This window comes from Facklamia sp. P12937, assembly GCF_050409505.1.
Taxonomy (GTDB): Bacteria; Bacillota; Bacilli; order Lactobacillales; family Aerococcaceae; genus Facklamia.
The window spans coordinates 17,769-36,566 of sequence record NZ_JBNUPI010000012.1 but is presented as its reverse complement, the minus strand read 5'-3'; the positions used below and the strand labels follow the sequence as shown (position 1 = coordinate 36,566).

Genomic DNA, 18,798 nt, shown 5'->3' with positions numbered 1-18,798 from the left:
TGGTTTTGAATTGATATCATAATAATGACATAAGCCAAATAAGCTTTCTTTCTACTTGCTTGTTAATAATTAATTAATAACAATTTGAGATTTAAGCAAAGGTTCTCTTAGAAGTAAAGGTTTTGACTAGTTCTATTTTAGCAAAAGCTCTCATCATTATCATGATATAAAAAGCACAACTCCAAAAGGGGTTGTGCCTTGTCTTTATTTCGCATACTCTACGGCTCGTATTTCGCGTATCACCGTTACTTTAATATTTCCTGGATATTTCATTTCATTTTCAATGCGTTGTTTCACACTTCTTGCTAAAGCAGCCGCTTTAGCATCATTGATCTTGTCTGGAGCGACAATCACACGTACTTCTCGACCTGCTTGGATAGCATAGGATTGAGTAACGCCTTCATTTTCATTGGCGATTTCTTCCAATTGTTTCAAGCGACGAATGTAGTTTTCTAAGGATTCACTTCGTGCACCTGGTCTTGCAGCAGATAAGGCATCAGCCGCTGCGACTAGTTCTGAAATAACAGAAGTTGCTTTAGTATCGCCATGGTGAGAAGCAATTGCATTAATAACTACCTCATTTTCTTTATAACGATTAGCAATTTCTGCACCAATTTCAACGTGAGAACCTTCAATTTCTTGGTCTAATGCTTTACCAATATCATGAAGTAAGCCCGCTCTTTTGGCTAAGACTACATCTTCATTCAATTCACCGGCCATTACCCCTGCTAACTTTGCAACTTCAACAGAGTGTTTTAAGACATTTTGACCATAGGAAGTCCGGTAAGCTAAACGACCGATAATTTTAATTAGATCAGGATGAATAGCGTGAATACCAACATCAAAGACAGCTTCTTCACCGACTTCGCGGATGCGCTCATCCATTTCCTTACGTGCCCGCTCAACCATTTCTTCAATCCTAGCAGGATGAATTCGGCCATCTTGAATTAAATGTTCAAGAGCGAGCTTAGCAATTTCTCGACGAATTGGATCAAAGCCACTTAAAACGACTGTTTCAGGTGTGTCATCTACAATTAAATCGATACCTGTTAGACTTTCTAAGGTACGAATATTCCGTCCTTCTCGACCAATAATCCGACCCTTCATATCATCATTTGGCAAGTGCACAACCGATACAGAATTATCTGTGACTAGGTCTGTTGCCGAACGTTGAATAGCTTGAAGAATGATTTCTTTCGCATTACGGTCCGCTTCTTCTTTAGCTTTTTGATCAGCATCACGTATCATGACAGCCATTTCGTTAGAAAGTGTCTCTTCTGTCTCTTTAAGAATGATTTCTTTTGCATCATCTCTTGACATCATAGCAATTCTTTCTAATTCTTCTTGGCCTTTTAAGATAAGTTGTTCAATTTCACTTTCCTTTTCAACCAATTCATCTTTACGTTTTAAATAATCTGCTTCTTTATTTTCTAATAGAGATTCACGATTATCTAAAGTATTACTTTTCTTATCCAGGTTTTCTTCTTTTTGAATTAAACGATTTTCAAATTTTGTCGCTTCTTGGCGACGATCTTTCAGCTCGTTTTCAATCTCATTACGGTATTTGATATTTTCTTCCTTCGCTTCAAAAAGCGCTTCGCGTTTTAAAGTTTGGGCTTGATTTATCGCATCATCAATAATTGCTTCGGCATTTGCTTTTGCACCCGCAATATTTTTTTCATCTGATTTTTGTTTAACGATATAACCAATAACAAAACCAGCAATTAAAGCAACGATAGCGAAGGCGAGTGGAATCAAATTTTCCATAAGAGTCACCTCCGTATCTATTTAGTTTTTTCATTAATTAATATGGTGTAAAAATTAATCGTGGCTTTCCACAACTTTTATAATACTTTTAATCGCAGCCATAGTCAAATAATTCAAAGGATCATTATGACTATTTAGCCTCATATTTTCTGACGCTTTTTTATAAAAAAGAAGACCCTCATTGGATTGAGGGGCCTTTTTAAGCTTTATAATTTGCGTTTTGCTAGTTTTAAAAAAATATCTCAAAAAATTATTTTTTAATTTCTTTAATTTTTTCTAGTGCTTCTTCATCGGCTTCTTCAGAAGTTACTGCCGAATGTCCACCAATTTGATAATGCTGTCTAACTTGTTGATCAATCTCTTCAAAGATGTGTGGGTTATCTTCTAAGAATTGTTTAGCACTTTCGCGTCCTTGACCAATTCTTTCTTCTTTATATGAATACCAAGAACCTGCCTTGTTAATAATATCCAAATCAGATGCCATGTCTACAAGCTCTCCAATTTGCGAAATACCGTAACCATAAACAATGTCGACCATGGCTTCTTTAAACGGTGGTGCCAGTTTATTTTTAACGACTTTAATCCGTGTCCGGTTACCATACACATCACCGCCTTGCTTAAGGCTTTCAGTTCTTCTGACTTCAAGACGAATAGAAGAATAAAACTTCAAGGCACGACCACCAGGGGTTACTTCTGGGTTACCAAACATTACACCCACCTTTTCACGAATCTGGTTAATAAAGAAAGCAATCGTATTGGTTTTGTTAATTGAGCCGGACAATTTACGCATGGCTTGCGACATCAAACGCGCTTGCAAACCAATGTGCGAATCTCCCATCTCTCCTTCAATCTCAGCTCGTGGTACTAAGGCTGCTACAGAGTCAACCACTACAATATCGACTGCTCCTGATGAGACCAAGGCATCTGCTATTTCTAAAGCTTGTTCTCCTGTATCTGGTTGAGAGAGTAATAATTCGTTAATATCAACTCCTAATTTCTCAGCGTAAACAGGATCTAAAGCATGCTCAGCATCGATAAAGGCAGCCAAGCCCCCCTTCTTTTGGACAGATGCAATGGCATGTAGGGCAACAGTAGTCTTACCAGAAGATTCCGGTCCATAACATTCAATGACCCGTCCTCGTGGATAACCACCAATTCCAAGGGCCACATCTAGGGCGAGGGAGCCTGAAGGAACTGTATCAATTTCAACGCTTGTTCGATCACCCAAACGCATGATTGCACCTTTTCCATAACTTTTTTCTATATTCTTTAGCGCTTGATCTAAGGCTTTTTGTCTGTTGGCATCTACCATATTATTTCCTCCGTTCATCAAGGTAATCTTATCTTAACAATTTCTTAGTCCAAACTCAAGTTTTTTGCGAACTTTTGTTCGACTACTCTCTTAATTAATTCATAACCATAATTAGTGGCCAAGTCCCGTACATAGTCACGCCCTCGATTGGGAAGCATGAGTTTCTGCCATTCGGTCGGACGATTTTTACTTGCACAAGCCAGATAGACTTCTCCAGCTGGATGTCCTTGATCAGAGCCCGGACCTGCTACTCCGCTTAAAGCCAGAGCGAGGTCACTGCCACTTAATTTTAAGCATTGTTCGGCCATAGCACAAGCGCATTGCTCACTATAGACTGAATATTCTTCAATTATCATAGGATCAACCGATAACAAATCTACCTTGGTTTGCGCTTGATAGACCACAAAGCCACCCTTTATGACTGTTGAAGCACCTGGAATCTGAGTGAGGCGACTGAGCATTTTACCTCCTGTTAAACTCTCAGCACCAGAAAGAGTGAGATTCAGCTGCTTCAATCGATCAATCAAATAAGCTTCTATAGTATGTTCTCTTCCTTCACCTATGTAATAGTCTTTTAATTTAGCGATTATTTGCTGGGCTGTTTTATCTAATAATTGGTTATTGTCAGCTGTTTTTTCTTGCTTTTGATTCAAGACTAGGCGAATATGTCTAGGCTTAGCATAAATCGCGATTTCCAGCTCTTTTGTTTTTTTAATAATTGGATCTAATATATGGGCCACTTGCGACTCGCCAATCCCATAAAAATTTAAATAGATGGATTTAATTGCTATGGTCTGGTCAATTTTTTCTTTAAAATAAGGTAAAACTTCTTTTTCAAGCATGGCCTTTAACTCACTAGGTGGGCCTGGTAAACATAGGTAATATTGATTAGCATCAGCAGCAAAATATAAGCTGCCACAGGCTAAGCCATCTTCTGTATGAAAACAATACCCCTCTTTAAAGGTTAAAGCTTGTTTATACTCTAAGGGTGAAAGTTGACGATTTTGTTTTTTAAAATAATCTTGAATGTATTGCCATTGTTGAAAATCAACAATTAATTCTTGACCAAGAAAGTGGGCTAAACTTTCTTTGGTTAAATCATCATGGGTCGGCCCTATCCCACCAGCTAAAACAATTAGTTCTGCTCTAGTCGCAGCGATTCTAATTGCTTCTTCAAGTCGCGTTGGATTGTCGTCTACCACTTGTTGGTTGAAAGACAAAATACCTATTGAAGCAAATGCTTGAGCTAGTAGTGCTGCGTTGGTATTAATGGTCTGTCCTTGAACCAATTCGGTCCCCACTGTGATAATTTCTAACTTCATTGCAGGCCCTCCATTTTATATATACCTATTAAAATTAAAAAAGGTGTTTTCTTTAAAAAAAAGCCATCAAAACGATGACTTTTAATGAAAATAATCTACTTAATATCGGTAAAAAGATGTCTCGCTTTATAAAAATATTCTACACCTGAATATACAGTAAAGAATAAAGCAACTCCCATTAAAAAATGTGCCAATGAGAAAGGCAACCATGTAAAGCCAGCATTATTCCAAAGAAAGAACAAAATGGCAAACATTTGACTGAAGGTTTTAACTTTTCCAGGCCAGGCCGCTGCCATTACTTTACCATTAGATTGAGCGAGTAGAACTCTTAAACCGGTCACTAATAACTCACGACTAATAATAATAATAACGATCCAAGCTGGGATGAATTGGTGTTCAACCAACAGGATAAGTGCTGCAATGACTAACAGCTTGTCTGCCATTGGATCCGCAAAGACACCAAAGGAAGTGACTAAATGTAATTTTCGCGCTAAGTAACCATCCAAATAGTCCGTAAAGGATGCTATGGCAAATACGAGCCCCCCAATAAAGTAAGGGGTAGCAAGAGTCGTTCCTAACAGTGTTAGATTGCCCCAATCCAAAGGTAAAGTTAAAAGACAAACAAAGATAGGGATTAAGAATATTCTAAAAACAGTTAAACGATTAGCAATATTCATAATTTACTCTCCTGATGAATAATTGGGGTCTAATACCGCTGGACCCTCATAAGAAGTTTCTTCATTCTTTTCTCCCAGCTCATCAATGGCTAGCTCTTCAGTTGAAGAGGCAGTTTCATCTTTAACTTTAAAGATAATAACGCCAGGAACACTCGGATCAGGCTCAACTGTTTTACCGTTGACTATAAATTGAGCCCCTTCTGGATAACCTAATTCCATCCGCACAGTCTTGGTTGTATCATTGGCTTGATGTTCTAAAACTTCATCTTTAGAAATCGTTTGGTCAACTACCATACTTCCTTCTTCATAAATACCGACCCAAACAAAGGCATTTCCTTTGGCACCAAATTGATAATTTTCAATTGGACCTTCTAATTGGTAGGTTTTAATCTCGCCAGCTTGAGAGATTTCAGTAATTACTTCTTTTCCAACTAAAAGCTGGTTTTCCGCTAAGTCTTTTTTGTTATTAGCTTTTTCAGTCACCTCTGGCTCTTTTGTCGATCCATCGACTGGATTAGCCGACGGCTTAACAATTTCTAAGACATCAGCATTATTATTGGTTTGAGCGACTTGATTATCTTCCGTTGAAATCTGACGAATGGTATAAATTAAGATACCGATAATACAGATAATAATTGCTGATAGAATAGCCATGGGAATATAAGAGAGGATTTTCTCCATCCGATTCGATTCATCATTTAAATGACGGCTACGTAACCGACTTGGCATTTCAGCCTCTTCTTCTCTTATCGGACTGCTTTCATTGTTTTGCACTTCCAACTCATTAGCATATTCCTTTAAAAGAGTATCTCCATCTAAACCTACCATATCGGCATACTGTTTCACAAAGGCTCGGGCATAGAAGTTTCCCGGTAGTTCTTCCAGTTGGCCTTCTTCGATCGCTTGTAAATATTTTTTTTGAATTTTAGTCATTTGTTGCAGGGTATTAAGTGTATACCCTTTATTTACGCGTGCTTCACGTAATCTTGTTCCTAATTCACTCATAATTATGACCCCTTCTATCTCTATCATTCACATTATAGCACAGTTAAAAGCCTTGGGTCAGATAAAAGTCCCTAATTAAGTTTAGTTGGCTTCTTTCTCAAGTAAGTCACGAATAAGCGTATACATATATTTCTCAGCGTCAAAAGCTTGTAGGTCACTCGCTTGTTCACCCAAACCAATATATTTAACTGGAATATCTAATTCATGGCGAATAGAAAGAATGACGCCCCCCTTAGCTGTCCCATCTAATTTTGTTAAGACTAGTCCACTGATCTCGGTTGCTTCATTAAATTGTTTCGCTTGAATTAAGGCGTTTTGTCCGGTTGTTGCATCTAAAACCAAGAGAACTTCTTGTACGCCATTCGGATTTTCTCTTTCGATAATCCGTTTCATTTTAGCTAATTCAGCCATGAGATTTGCTTTAGTTTGTAAACGTCCTGCTGTATCAACTAAAAGGTAATCGTACTCTTCCGCATTGGCTTTTTTTACAGCGTCGAAAACTACAGAAGCAGGGTCTCCTTGGTCCGCTCCGGTCACTACTGGTATTCCTAAGCGCTCTCCCCAAACATTTAGTTGCTCAACTGCACCTGCTCTAAAAGTATCGGCAGCAGCCATTAAAACCTTATGTCCGGATTGTTTTAAATTATAAGCAATTTTACCGACAGAAGTCGTCTTGCCTACCCCGTTGACCCCCACAAATAAGACTACGGTTGGCCCGTTTGGATTTTCAATTAAATCAGGATTGACTGGTTGGTCTTTTTCATAAATTGCCACCATTTGTTCTAGCATAACACGCTTAACATCTTGAGCTTTATGAACATTTTCAGCTTCTACTGCATCACGAATAGCATCCGTTAAAGCTAGAGTCATTTTGAAGCCAACATCGGCTGAAATTAAGATTTCTTCTAGATCATCGTAGAATTCATCATCTAATTCGCGCCAAGAAGTAAATAAATCCGTGATGCGGTCAGAAAAGGATTTACGTGTTTTTTCCATCCCCTTATCATACTTCTCAAAGACAATCTGTTCTTCTTGGTCTAAAACTTCTTCTTTTACAACCTTATCTTCACCTGTGAAAGCACGTTTGATGCGATCAAATAATCCCATATGACTTCCTCCATTCTATTGAATAAATTGATAAATTGCATGAGCGACACCTTCTTGATCATTGGATAAAGTAATGTAATCAGCCCTCTGCTTTAAAGTCTCTGCGCCGTTTCCCATCACCACTCCAAGACCAGCAAATTCAATCATGCGCTCATCATTCATCTGATCTCCTATTGCCATTATAGCAGAAGGTTGAATATTTAACTGATCAGACAACTTTTTTAAAGCATTTCCTTTATTGACTCCCGCTTTCATAATTTCTAATTGGAAAGGATGGGATCTTGATAGGGTATATTGACTGACAAGTTCTTTATTTAACAGTGGAATTTGTCGCGATAAATGGGCTTCATCAATCGTGACCACAAATTTCATAAAACGATGGGCTTCATCAAAATCATTAAAATCAATTTTGGTATGGGGGGCTGTAGAAACATTGCCCACATAAAAACTTTCATAACCTTTTGGGTAAGTTAAGGGTTCATAAACTAAATCCTGGTCTAGAACGTTTAAAGGTAAATTTAAAGTTGTTAACTCTCGATACCATGAGTGAAGATCTTGGCTACTTAACTCTTCTTGTATTAAGACTTGCCCATCACTAATTCTTTGAACAAAGGCACCGTTATATAGAATTAAATAATCATCCTCACTTTTTAAGCCGATTTGATCGATTAAATGATGCATGGTTGAATAAGGTCTACCTGTACATATTACGACTTTAACGCCTCGCTCTTGAGCGTAATCAAGTGCTTCAAGGTTTTTAGCTGTAACTTCTTTGGAACTATTTAATAAGGTTCCATCTAAATCGATGGCTAGTAATTGAATCATTTTATCTACTCCTGATGGTCTAATGCTACAAAATCATTCATTTTCACCGCTGCTAGTTTAGAAATACCGGTTTGTTCCATAGTCACTCCATATAGAATATCGGCATATTCCATGGTCCCTTTGCGGTGGGTAATGACAATAAATTGCGTTTCTTGGGTAAAGTTTTGAATGTATTCCCCATAACGGTAAACATTGGCATCATCTAAAGCTGCCTCCACTTCGTCTAGAACCACAAATGGAACGGTCTTTGTTTCCAAAATAGCAAATAATAAAGCAATGGCCGTTAAAGCTCTTTCGCCTCCTGATAAGAGGGCTAAGTTTTGCTTACGCTTACCGGGTGGTTGAGCAATAATATCGACACCGGTAGTTAATAAATCGGTCGGGTCGGTTAATTCTAACTTAGCCTTACCGCCAGCAAATAAACGAGTGAAGGTCTTTTGAAATTGATGGTTAATAGCTTGAAAGGCTTCTTTAAAGCGACTACCCACTTCTGAATCCATTTCATCAATGGTATTATTTAGCTGCTCCATAGCTGTTAACAGGTCATTTTCTTGCTCAAATAACAATTGATAACGTTCATCCACTTCTTGATAGTCTTGAATTGCTGCTAAGTTGATAGGTCCTAATTGATCAATTTCCTTACGCAACTTTTTAACCACTTCTTTTACCTGAGCAACAGATTCTACAGGCTGGGCTAATTGAGTAGCTGCTTCGAACGACAAGGCGTAGGTTTCATTAAGATAGAGTAAATCTTGATCCATCTGATCTTCATATCTTTCAATCTTAGCTTGGCATTTGGCCTCTGCTTGGTATTGATATTGAAGTTGATCTTCGCTATTTTTTAAGGCCTGCTGATGACTCCTTAAACTTTCATTTAAACTCTGGCGGTCTTGGCGTAGAACGCTTAAATCAGCGTTGACTTGGTCTAAATCGCCTTCTGCTTGGCTTAAATCCACTTTAAATTGACTGATTGAATTTTCTAAGTTTTGAACTTCATTCCAGTCACTTTCTTCTAACTGTTGACTGGAAGCAATTAATTCTTCTAAATTTTGTGCTTGCTTAATTGCATTTTGCAGGCTTTCTCTTTTTTGTTTGGTTTCCATTTCCAAAAGCGCTAAATTGGTTTTGCTTTCATTCAAGTCGGCTTGAAGTTGTCCAATCTTCATTTGTTTTTCCGATTGAGACAATTGCATGGATTGAATGGTTTGATGGACTTCTTCAATTTTAGCCTTTAGAGCTTGTAAGTCTTGCTCAGCTGCTTGAAAATCTTGGTGAGAAGCCTCAAAATCTTGAGTCATTTGCTTGAATTCATCGGTTAAAATCAATAGATGTTTATTTTTTTGATCTCGCTGTGACTGTATATTTTCAATTAAATTCAGCAATTTTTGGTGGTCTTGACTAAGTTGTTGGTAATCTGATAAAGCTTTTTGATAAGCCGTTTGAAATTGCGAAACCTTCTGATCACACCTTTCAAAAGTTGCCACTTGTTCTTTTTGACTCTTTTTTAGTTCTTTCAACTCTTTTTCAAGGCTTGCAATCTCTTGAGAGCGTCCCATTACAGATTGTGACTTATGCTTATTTTTTCCCCCTGTAACAGAGCCTCCAGGAAGGATCAAGTCGCCTTCAAGTGTTACGATTTTTAACTGTTGATGGCTAGCCTTAGCAAGTGACTGGGCATTTTCAAGTGTATCAACAATCACTGTAGACCCTAATAACTGCTGAATCACTCGCTGATTTTCTGCTTTATAAGAAACTCGTTCACTAGCAATCCCCACCACTCCTTGGTTTTGTTGGAGTAGCTCTTGGTGATGGGCCTTTAGGGTCCGAGCTTTCATATTACTTCTTGGTAAAAAGGTGGCTCGTCCGGCTCTTTTGTTTTTTAAAAGTGATATAGCTTGCTTAGCAGCTTGGTCATTTTCTACAACAATATTTTGCAAACCAGCTCCTAAAGCAATGTCGATAGCAACTTGATCGTTTTTTTCAACTTCGATTAATTCGGCTACCGTTCCAATGATTCCTTGTAGTTGATCACGGTGGTTCATCACGACTCGGACTCCTTGGTAATAGCCGGCATATTCCACTTGCATTTGTAGCAAGCTTTGATACTTGGAGTGGAGCATTTGGATTTGGTGGTCTGCTTGGTAGATTACTTTCCTTAATTGATCACGATTGGCTTGGGCTTGATCCAATGCTTGGTGGGCCTTTTCCCCTTCAGTTTGAAGGCTTTCTAAGTCTGCTTTCACTTGTTTTATTTGATCGTGATAGCTAACTTCTTGGTCTTCAAGAGCTTGGATTTGAATTTGATTTTCCTTGATTTGGTCTTGATAGCTTTCCTTGCGTTGATCGAATTGTTGGCTAAATTTATCAAATTGTTGCAAGCGATTCTTTATAGCCGACTCTTGACGATAATAGTCAATCAATTCTCCCCTCAACTGATCTAACTCTTCATTCTTTAGCGCTTGAAAGTCATTAAGTTGTTGATTATATGCTTTTACTTCTTCTTTTGCTTTTCGAATACCTTCTTCTAATGAGTTTAAATTTTGATTAAGGGCCTCTTGTTGTTTTTGGTGGTCAACCCATTGATTTTGGTAGCGATCTTGATTTAGTTTTCTTTCTTGACTGGATTGATTGGCATAAAGCATTTTTTGCTGAAACACTTCAATTTGGCCCTTTAATCTCTCAATCAATTGGATAAGTTTTCGACTTTCCATCTCTTCTTGATCAATGCTTTGATTTATCAAGTCTAATTGGTTCTGTTTATCATCGATTGATTGCGAAAAAGTTTTTTGATCATTCTTAACTCGGTCTAATTCAGCTTTTATTTGTTGGTAGTGGTCCTTGGCTTGTTGCCATTTAGCTTTAAAGTCTTGTATTTGAAAGGTATATAAGGATATTTCTTCTTCTTTCAATTGGGCCGCTTTCTCTTGGTAGGTCAAAGCCTTTTCTCTTTGTTCTTTAAGTGGCTGCAGTTGATTTTTTAATTCATGTAAAATATCCCTGACACGGTTCAAATGGTCTTGTGACCGCAGCAATTTTCTTTGAGCTTCTTGTTTGCGATATTGATATTTTTGTACACCAGCTGCTTCTTCAAAAATTCCTCGTCTTTCTTCTGGTTTACTTAAAAAGATGGACTCGACTTTACCTTGGGAAATCATGGCGAAAGAATTTTTACCTAAGCCTGTATCCAACAGCATATCAGTGATATCTTTTAAGCGAACATTTTTTTGATTGATAAAAAAATAACTCTCACCATTACGGTTATATTGACGCGTTATCGTAATCGTTTTGGGGTCCATATCAATATAACGATCCTCATTATTTAAAACCAAGGATACTTTAGCAATATTGACTGGCTTTCGATCGAGTGAACCATTAAAGATAACATCTTCCATCTTGTTACCACGCAAGGATTTAGCCGATTGTTCTCCTAAGACCCAACGAATGGCTTCAGATAAATTCGATTTACCTGAACCGTTGGGACCGACTATTGCTGTCATGCCCTGATCAAAATTAATGACTGTTTTATCAGCAAAAGATTTGAAACCAGTCATTTCGATTCTTTCTAAATACAAACAGCTACACTCCTTTTTGAAGATGGTGAATGGCTTTTTTAGCGGCCTTCATTTCTGCTTCTTTTTTACTTTTGCCACTGGCCTTAGCTATTAAGTCGTTTTCTAAATACAGCCCAATGGTAAAGGTTTGTGCATGAGAAGGTCCTTGGGTTGCTAGGAGACGGTATTCAATCTTAACTGTTCCCTTGACTTGAACCATTTCTTGGAACTTGGTCTTATAATCTTGCACGGTTAGTGTCAAAATTTCTTGATGGTGATCAAAGAGGACTCTACTCAGAAAGTTTTCAACCATATCCATACCAGTATCCAAATAAACTGCCCCCAAAAAGGCTTCAAATGTATCTGCTAAAATGGAATCTCTTTCTTTACCTCCCGACAATCTTTCCCCCTTACCTAATTGGATAAATTGAGGAAAGTCTACTTGTCTAGCTAAATAAGCCAGGCTTGGTTCCCTGACGAGCTGAGCTCGCATGCGTGAAAGATCTCCTTCAGGCTTATGGGGGTATTGTCCATATAAAAATTGACTAACCAGAATCTCAAGCACAGCATCGCCTAAAAATTCTAATCGTTCATTGGACTGAATTAAGTTCTCACCTTGCTCATTAATATATGACCGATGGTAGAAAGCTTGCTGAATAATCTTCTGGTTAGTAACTTTAATTTTTAATTCTTTTTCGATGTGTTCTATTAACTGATGCATGGCTTCGACTCCTATCAAATATACACTGATTTTACCAAAAATCCCTTGATTACACAAAGTCATTCAGCAATACAAAAATGAAATACCGTATATAAATAAAAAGATCAAGCAAAGCTATGCTTGATCTTCATCTTTTAAAATTTTAAATTATTCAGCAATTGGACTTTCAGCAGTTAAGCCTACTTGTGTCCAATCAAGATTTGCTCCAATTTCAACATCCCAATTCGTCACACGCTTATTAACGGCTGTTAATTCATATCTCCAAAGCGTTGGAATAACAGGAAGCTCTTCATGCATAAATTCTTGCCAAGCGTAGAAGGCTTTTTGACGGTAGTCATCATCAAACGATTCGTCTGATTCAATATCCGCTAATAATTGGTTATGTTCTTCATTCACATAGCGACTGTAGTTGAATTGTGCTCGTTCACCAAATAATCCATTTGGATTTGGATCGCCACCAGTACCAAAAGCAGCTTGGAAAATATGTATTTCTGGATCATCCTTCTTAATACGTTCATAGAAAGAATTAAACTCTAGTAATTGTCCATCTAATAGCTCTACAGGAATACCGACTGCGTTCCATGCTTGTACATAGTACTGAGCCAATGGAGCAGCTGTTTCACCACCTGACATTGAAGCGAAGTTCAAGGTGAATTTCTCGCCATTAGGATCTTCCACTAGACCATCACCATCCACATCCTTAAAGCCAGCTTCTGCTAGAATTTCCTTAGCTTTTTCTGGATTGTATTCATAGGCCTTAACGTCAGGATTTAAGTATTCTACAAAGTTCGGTGTAATCATTGAGTCTGCAGCACGACGCAATCCTTGATAGAATTCACGGCCGACTGAATCATTATCCATGGCATAAGCCATCGCTTGACGAAGAGCTTTATTGGATGTAACTAATTCAGGATCAAATTCGTTTTTACCTTCTTCTTCATTCCATTTACCCATCTTGAAGCCAATGTATGTATAAGCATTCTGCTCATAACCAATGGTAGTAAAGTTCGTTGCATCTTTATAAGTATCATACTTATCAGTTGGTAAGGTTGCAATATCAAAATTACCAGCCTTTAATTCAGCAACAATTGAATTAGGGTTGATGACATTCATCGTCATTCCATCTAATTTAGGACGCCCCTTATAATAATTTTCATTTACAGTATAAGTGACTGCTTCACCTGGTGTCATTGATTCCACCTTAAAAGGTCCAAAGCCTACTGGTTTCTCACGTACAGGTGCAGAGTCTTCCATATCAGCTACTTCGATACCTTCAAAGACATGCTCAGGTTCGATATAAGAAGAAATTCCTCCACCAGCTTGAACCATTGAGTTCGGAAAAGCCTTATAAGTAACGGTTAGGGTATAATCATCGACACGTTCCAACCCAGAAATTTCCTCGGCTTCGCCGTTATGATACTCGTCCATTCCTACCACATTCTCAAAATCGCTACCATAACGAATGCCGGTATAATCAGGGTGTCCTACTACATAGTAAGGAAAAATAACGTCATCTATCGTAATCGGTTCGCCATCATCCCACTTAACTCCTTCTGGGATTGTGATAGTTACTTGTTTATTTTCAACATCCATTTCCACTTTGGCAAAACCGGAATCATCGATCTTGAAGTTATTGTCGTAGCCGTATAGGCCAGGGTTAAAGTAAGCAATTACGGTTGCATCTGGGTTTCCTGTGTAAAACATATTATTGAAGACACCTGCAAATGCGGTATCGGAAACAAAGGCTACCTTAAGTGTTCCACCCTCCATGACTTCACCTTCATGCTCTACAGAAGTCGAAATGTCCGGTGCGGGGGCTCCTTCTCCATCTGCTTCCTCAGCTTGGACCATAGGTAGGGAACTCAATACCAAGGAACCGATTGTCATTGTTGTCATAAACTGTATAAGATGTTTTTCTAATGATTTTCTCATACTAAGCCTCCTCTAAATGTGATAATCCTATCATATAGAAATTATATGATTAAATCAAGTCTTTTCTAATTTTTTTTTAATATTTTTATCTTTTTCTAATAAAAACAAGCTTTATTAGGGGTTTATTTATGAAAAGTTTCCAAAGCTCACTTGTCTTAAAGGTTTTTCATGAAAATGTCTTTTCATTATTTTAAAGCTTATGACTCAACTAGTAATTTCTAGCAGAAAAATCTTTTGATTTTTATTTAGCACTTACAAGATATAATAAAATTTCAAAACGAAAACTTTTCTGTAAGATTAAAATTTTCTCATAAAAAAAGAGCCCCACTTCTTACTCATCGCTTAACGCTAAAGTAAATAAAGGGTAAAGCTCTTAAAATTTTTATCCTCTTCTTTGTTTTGAATCTGCTACACGTTGGAAAGCTTGTCCGATATAGTTAATTGATAACATCATGATCAATACTAACAAGGCAGCTGGCAACCAAACCCACCATTTATTTTCAATAATATCTGGTGTTCTAGCGTAACCAATTAGCGTTCCTAAAGAAGGTGTTCCAACAGGCAAACCAAAGCCCAAGAAAGAAAGTCCTGTTTCTAAACCGATATTACCGGCAAAGGATAGGGTTAAGTTGGTGATCATTAGCGAAGAAAGATTCGGTAATAAGGAGCCGAGCATAATTTTCCAATCTCTAGTCCCCATGGTTTTTGATGCCTTGATATAATCCTTGGATGCTTCTGATAAAGAAGCCGTTCGAATCAAACGGGTCTGCCCCATCCAACCAAATAAAGATATAATCCAAATCAAAGTCCAAGGGTCGAAGCGTTTAACGATTGTTACGACCGCAATAATAATCATGATTCTCGGTAAAACGATTAAAAAGTCTACCACACGCATAATGAAATCATCCACTCGACCCCCATAATAACCGGCAATCAAACCAATAATCGTCCCAAAACCTGCTGTTAATATAGTGACAGCCCAAGCGATAATTAAGGAATTTTTTGTTCCTAGTAAAAGCTGTTCAAAAATGCCTTTTCCACCCTCATCGGTACCTAAAAGATAGCCTTTTTCTCCTGGCGGTGTAAAGCGGTCAAAAATATTAACTATGCCTGCAGCATCGGAATCAATAAAGAATGCTGATAAGACCGCCGCTACGACAATAATTAATAAAAGAATTAATGATAAAACAGCAATTTTATCACGTGCAAACTCTCGACGAATAACTTCCCAACCCATCGGTGGAGTGGAAACTTGGTCTTGCAATAGTTCTTCATTTACTGTTACCTGTGTATTATTTTCAGCCATTATTCCACCTCCTATTTAATTCGAATTCTAGGGTCAACAAAAACCATAATGATGTCTGATAATAACGAACCTAAAAGGGTTGTAAATCCGTAGATCAATGTAATAGCTATCATTACAGAAAAATCACGTAAAGCGATTGATTCGACAAATAATTTTCCCATTCCTGGATAATTAAAGACTGTCTCAGTGAAGACAGATCCGCCTAACAAACCAGTGATGGTAAAGCCTAAAAAGGCAGCAATTGGTAGGATTGAATTCCGGAAGATGTGCTTGCGATAAACAACATTTTCTGGAACGCCTTTAGCCTTAGCTGTGCGAACATAATCTTCCGTTTTAGCATCAATGACTCCTGTTCTTAAGTATTGAATAGTAGAGGTTGTTGATAAAAGTGCCATTGTAATAGCTGGTAAAATAATGTGTTTAAATCTTGACAAAGCAAAATCAAGCGTTCCAGGCTCAAGACCCGGGTCTACTGTTCCAGTTGTAGGGAACCAGCCAAGAATATAACCAAATAACCAAATCATAAATAAACCCAATACGAAAGATGGAATAGCATAAGTTACAAAGGTGTATAAGTTAACGGTTTTATCAAAAACGGAATTTTGATAACGACCAGAAAACAGACCTAATGGTAAAGCGATTCCGTACGAAATGATCACTGTTAATAAAGATAATTGTAAGGTGGGCCAAACTCTTTGACCAATAATCTTTAGAGTCGGTTGACGGTGATGCCAAGACCGTCCCCAATCACCTTGAAAGATACCAGTAATCCAATCAACATAACGCTCTGGCCACGGTTTATCTAGTCCTAGTTGCTCCCGCATGGCTGCTATTTGAGCAGGGTCCACATTTGGATCTTGTAAACCCGTCAACGCATCCCCTGGCATCAAAGCAGCCAAAACAAAGACAATGATACTTAAAAGAAAAATTTGAGGAATCATTAAAATGACCCTTCTTAAAATCGTCTTCCACATTTATTTCACTTCCTCTCTTTGAGCAAAGCCGACTTCTTTTAAAGCCACTTGGTGGTGATCATTAATCTTCTTCAGATCATAGACCCGTCCACTTTCCTCAAAATATTGACTGGCATTTTCATGATATTCTTTCTCCACTCGGAGACGCTCTATATGGTGCTCTCTTCGATTGTTTGGATCAACATGCGGTATAGCTGATAAAAGCCTTTTAGTATATATGTGTTGAGGATTTTTATAAATTTCATAATTAGAGCCATATTCAGTAAATCTTCCACGATACATAATGGCCAATTCGTCAGACATGTGTTTCACCACGCCTAAATCATGCGAAATAAACAAGTAAGAAACATTAAATTCTTCTTGAATACGTTTCATAAAGTTTAAGACTTGAGCTTGAACCGATAAGTCTAAAGCTGAAACTGGTTCGTCAGCAATGACTAATTTAGGGTTCAGCGCAACAGCTCTAGCTACCCCGATTCTTTGTCTTTGTCCTCCTGAAAATTCATGCGGATACTTGACTAAAGCTTCTGAAGTCAAACCGACTATTTCTAAGAGTTCACTTGCTTTTCTCTTTTCTTCTTCAATCGTTAAATGGGTGAAATTACGCAAGGGCTCCGCCATAATATCTAAAATCCTCTTCTTCGGATTAAAAGAAGAATATGAATCTTGGAAGATCATCTGAACATTGCGCCGATAATTTGACCTGCGACTGGATGCAGCATTCGAAACGTCTTCCCCTTCATAGATAATTTTACCCTCGGTCAATTTTTCTAAACCGATAATAGCTTTCCCAATAGTTGATTTACCTGAGCCTGATTCACCCACCAGGCCATAAGTTTTTCCTGCCTCAAAACTTAAGTCCACACCATCCACTGCGTAGACATGGTCAGTGATACGGTTAAAGAAACCGAATCGAATTGGATAGTGAACCTTTAAGTTTTCAATTGTAAGAAATTCTGACATTAGTCCACCTCCTCAGTGAAATAAAAGTGTTCATGACAAGTACAACGTACCCAATGTTCTGGTTTTACTTCATGGAGAACTGGATGCTCTTCATGATGTTCTTCAGGAATCCAAGGAATGCGAGGAGCAAAACGACAACCTTTGCGTTCTAAACGGTTTAATGGAGGTACAACCCCATGTATTACATGTAGATCGCCCTTTTCATCAACTAAATCATTGGATTGCGGAATGGACTTTAAGAGTGAGCGGGTATAAGGATGTCTCGGATCATTGAAGAGTTCTTCGACACTTGCAACTTCAACAAATTGTCCTGCATACATAACTGCTACTCGATCAGCCGTCTCTGCAACTACTCCTAAATCGTGAGTAATCAAAATAATTCCTGATTCGGTTTCCTCTTGAATTTCATTCAAAAGATCCAAAATTTGTGCTTGAATAGTTACATCTAAAGCAGTTGTCGGCTCATCTGCAATAATTATTGGTGGTTTACAAGATAATGCAATGGCAATAATTACTCTCTGACGCATTCCACCTGATAATTCATGTGGATATTGCTTGGCCATTCTTTGAGGGTTTTCAATACCTACTTGGTCGAGTAATTCAAGTACGCGCTGAGTTCGTTGTTGTCCATCTAACTTAGTATGATAATACAAAGCTTCTTCAATCTGCTCACCTACTGTCATTAAAGGGTTTAATGACGCTAAAGGGTCTTGGAAGATCATGCCAATATCATTCCCGCGAATTTTGTCATAATCTGATTCATCATAATTAACGAGATTATCACCCTTGTAATTAATTTCCCCGGTAATTTTTGTATTCATGCGATTGTGTAAGCCTATGATTGAAGTGGCCAGGGTTGATTTTCCACAGCCTGACTCCCCAACAATGGCTAACTTTTCATTACGCGCTAGGGTAAAAGAAACCCCATCGACAGCATCGAAATACTGGTCTTTAATGCGAAAACCAGTGTGCAAATCTTTAACTTCTAATAATATCTCTTTTGATTCCATTTGAGGCCTCCTTTATCAATGACTATGACATCCATTTATTTTTCTGATCGTAATTGGTCGATATAAGAAACGGCGTCCTTAATATCTGAGAGCTTTTCAATTTTTTCATCTTCGAATTCTATATCAAATTCTTCCTCAATCCCCATCACGAATTCCACCATATCTAAAGAATCGGCGCCTAGGTCTTCAAAGGTTAGATTTTCAGTTACTTGATCTTCAGTAAGATCAAAATGCTCTACTAATAAAGTTTTAACTTTTTCAAATGTTTCTGTCTTCAAATTTTCCACTCCTTAATTAAAAAGTTATACCACAATGCCGGTTATATT

At 37.9% G+C, this 18,798-nt stretch carries 15 protein-coding genes; all 15 read right to left on the bottom strand.

Going from position 1 to position 18,798, the window contains the following annotated elements; genetic code table 11:
• Nucleotides 1-204 precede the first annotated feature (204 nt).
• The 15 genes from rny to acpP all read right to left on the bottom strand — a co-directional run bounded on the left by rny (nt 205) and on the right by acpP (nt 18,750).
• Nucleotides 205-1,767 carry a ribonuclease Y gene (gene rny, locus ACQV2R_RS05745; protein WP_428874802.1) on the bottom strand — a complete coding sequence of 521 codons (1,563 nt, stop codon included), beginning with the start codon at nt 1,765-1,767 and terminating at the stop codon, nt 205-207.
• A gap of 250 nt (nt 1,768-2,017) precedes the next feature.
• Nucleotides 2,018-3,079, bottom strand: coding sequence for a recombinase RecA (recA, locus tag ACQV2R_RS05740; protein WP_428874803.1), 1,062 nt, complete (start codon nt 3,077-3,079; stop codon nt 2,018-2,020).
• A gap of 44 nt (nt 3,080-3,123) precedes the next feature.
• Complete coding sequence (locus tag ACQV2R_RS05735) at nt 3,124-4,401, bottom strand: competence/damage-inducible protein A (protein ID WP_428874805.1); 1,278 nt, start codon at nt 4,399-4,401, stop codon at nt 3,124-3,126.
• A 95-nt stretch (nt 4,402-4,496) separates the two neighbouring features.
• On the bottom strand, nt 4,497-5,078 hold the full coding sequence (gene pgsA, locus ACQV2R_RS05730) for a CDP-diacylglycerol--glycerol-3-phosphate 3-phosphatidyltransferase (protein ID WP_428873737.1): 582 nt from the start codon (nt 5,076-5,078) through the stop codon (nt 4,497-4,499).
• A gap of 3 nt (nt 5,079-5,081) precedes the next feature.
• Nucleotides 5,082-6,083, bottom strand: a complete 1,002-nt coding sequence (locus ACQV2R_RS05725; protein ID WP_428874806.1) for a helix-turn-helix domain-containing protein — start codon at nt 6,081-6,083, stop codon at nt 5,082-5,084.
• A gap of 81 nt (nt 6,084-6,164) precedes the next feature.
• Nucleotides 6,165-7,190: a signal recognition particle-docking protein FtsY gene (gene ftsY, locus ACQV2R_RS05720; protein ID WP_428881882.1), complete on the bottom strand. Its 1,026-nt coding sequence runs from the start codon at nt 7,188-7,190 to the stop codon at nt 6,165-6,167.
• Nucleotides 7,191-7,205: 15 nt separating this feature from the next.
• A complete protein-coding gene (locus tag ACQV2R_RS05715; RefSeq protein WP_428891938.1) occupies nt 7,206-8,015 on the bottom strand; it encodes a Cof-type HAD-IIB family hydrolase in 810 nt (269 codons plus the stop codon).
• Between the two features lie 5 nt (nt 8,016-8,020).
• Nucleotides 8,021-11,587 carry a chromosome segregation protein SMC gene (gene smc, locus ACQV2R_RS05710; RefSeq protein WP_428891937.1) on the bottom strand — a complete coding sequence of 1,189 codons (3,567 nt, stop codon included), beginning with the start codon at nt 11,585-11,587 and terminating at the stop codon, nt 8,021-8,023.
• A 4-nt stretch (nt 11,588-11,591) separates the two neighbouring features.
• Complete coding sequence (gene rnc / locus ACQV2R_RS05705; protein WP_428876370.1) at nt 11,592-12,287, bottom strand: ribonuclease III; 696 nt, start codon at nt 12,285-12,287, stop codon at nt 11,592-11,594.
• Between the two features lie 147 nt (nt 12,288-12,434).
• Nucleotides 12,435-14,219: an oligopeptide ABC transporter substrate-binding protein gene (locus ACQV2R_RS05700; protein ID WP_428874813.1), complete on the bottom strand. Its 1,785-nt coding sequence runs from the start codon at nt 14,217-14,219 to the stop codon at nt 12,435-12,437.
• A gap of 382 nt (nt 14,220-14,601) precedes the next feature.
• Nucleotides 14,602-15,525 carry an ABC transporter permease gene (locus ACQV2R_RS05695; RefSeq protein WP_428873744.1) on the bottom strand — a complete coding sequence of 308 codons (924 nt, stop codon included), beginning with the start codon at nt 15,523-15,525 and terminating at the stop codon, nt 14,602-14,604.
• 11 nt (nt 15,526-15,536) lie between these two features.
• Entirely contained in the window at nt 15,537-16,499 is a 963-nt protein-coding gene (opp4B, locus tag ACQV2R_RS05690; RefSeq protein WP_428873745.1) for an oligopeptide ABC transporter permease, read from the bottom strand.
• On the bottom strand, nt 16,500-17,462 hold the full coding sequence (locus ACQV2R_RS05685) for an ATP-binding cassette domain-containing protein (RefSeq protein ID WP_428891936.1): 963 nt from the start codon (nt 17,460-17,462) through the stop codon (nt 16,500-16,502).
• A complete protein-coding gene (locus ACQV2R_RS05680; protein WP_428873748.1) occupies nt 17,462-18,472 on the bottom strand; it encodes an ABC transporter ATP-binding protein in 1,011 nt (336 codons plus the stop codon). Before ACQV2R_RS05680 ends, ACQV2R_RS05685 begins: the two co-directional genes overlap by 1 nt.
• A gap of 35 nt (nt 18,473-18,507) precedes the next feature.
• Nucleotides 18,508-18,750: an acyl carrier protein gene (gene acpP / locus ACQV2R_RS05675; protein WP_428874816.1), complete on the bottom strand. Its 243-nt coding sequence runs from the start codon at nt 18,748-18,750 to the stop codon at nt 18,508-18,510.
• Nucleotides 18,751-18,798 lie beyond the last annotated feature (48 nt).

What these genes read in the sequence shown, in the direction of transcription:
- rny (WP_428874802.1), bottom strand. Translation starts at nt 1,767, where the DNA reads ATGGAAAATTTGATTCCACTCGCCTTCGCTATCGTTGCTTTAATTGCT.
- recA (WP_428874803.1), bottom strand. Translation starts at nt 3,079, where the DNA reads ATGGTAGATGCCAACAGACAAAAAGCCTTAGATCAAGCGCTAAAGAAT.
- ACQV2R_RS05735 (WP_428874805.1), bottom strand. Translation starts at nt 4,401, where the DNA reads ATGAAGTTAGAAATTATCACAGTGGGGACCGAATTGGTTCAAGGACAG.
- pgsA (WP_428873737.1), bottom strand. Translation starts at nt 5,078, where the DNA reads ATGAATATTGCTAATCGTTTAACTGTTTTTAGAATATTCTTAATCCCT.
- ACQV2R_RS05725 (WP_428874806.1), bottom strand. Translation starts at nt 6,083, where the DNA reads ATGAGTGAATTAGGAACAAGATTACGTGAAGCACGCGTAAATAAAGGG.
- ftsY (WP_428881882.1), bottom strand. Translation starts at nt 7,190, where the DNA reads ATGGGATTATTTGATCGCATCAAACGTGCTTTCACAGGTGAAGATAAG.
- ACQV2R_RS05715 (WP_428891938.1), bottom strand. Translation starts at nt 8,015, where the DNA reads ATGATTCAATTACTAGCCATCGATTTAGATGGAACCTTATTAAATAGT.
- rnc (WP_428876370.1), bottom strand. Translation starts at nt 12,287, where the DNA reads ATGCATCAGTTAATAGAACACATCGAAAAAGAATTAAAAATTAAAGTT.
- ACQV2R_RS05700 (WP_428874813.1), bottom strand. Translation starts at nt 14,219, where the DNA reads ATGAGAAAATCATTAGAAAAACATCTTATACAGTTTATGACAACAATG.
- ACQV2R_RS05695 (WP_428873744.1), bottom strand. Translation starts at nt 15,525, where the DNA reads ATGGCTGAAAATAATACACAGGTAACAGTAAATGAAGAACTATTGCAA.
- opp4B (WP_428873745.1), bottom strand. Translation starts at nt 16,499, where the DNA reads ATGTGGAAGACGATTTTAAGAAGGGTCATTTTAATGATTCCTCAAATT.
- ACQV2R_RS05685 (WP_428891936.1), bottom strand. Translation starts at nt 17,462, where the DNA reads ATGTCAGAATTTCTTACAATTGAAAACTTAAAGGTTCACTATCCAATT.
- ACQV2R_RS05680 (WP_428873748.1), bottom strand. Translation starts at nt 18,472, where the DNA reads ATGGAATCAAAAGAGATATTATTAGAAGTTAAAGATTTGCACACTGGT.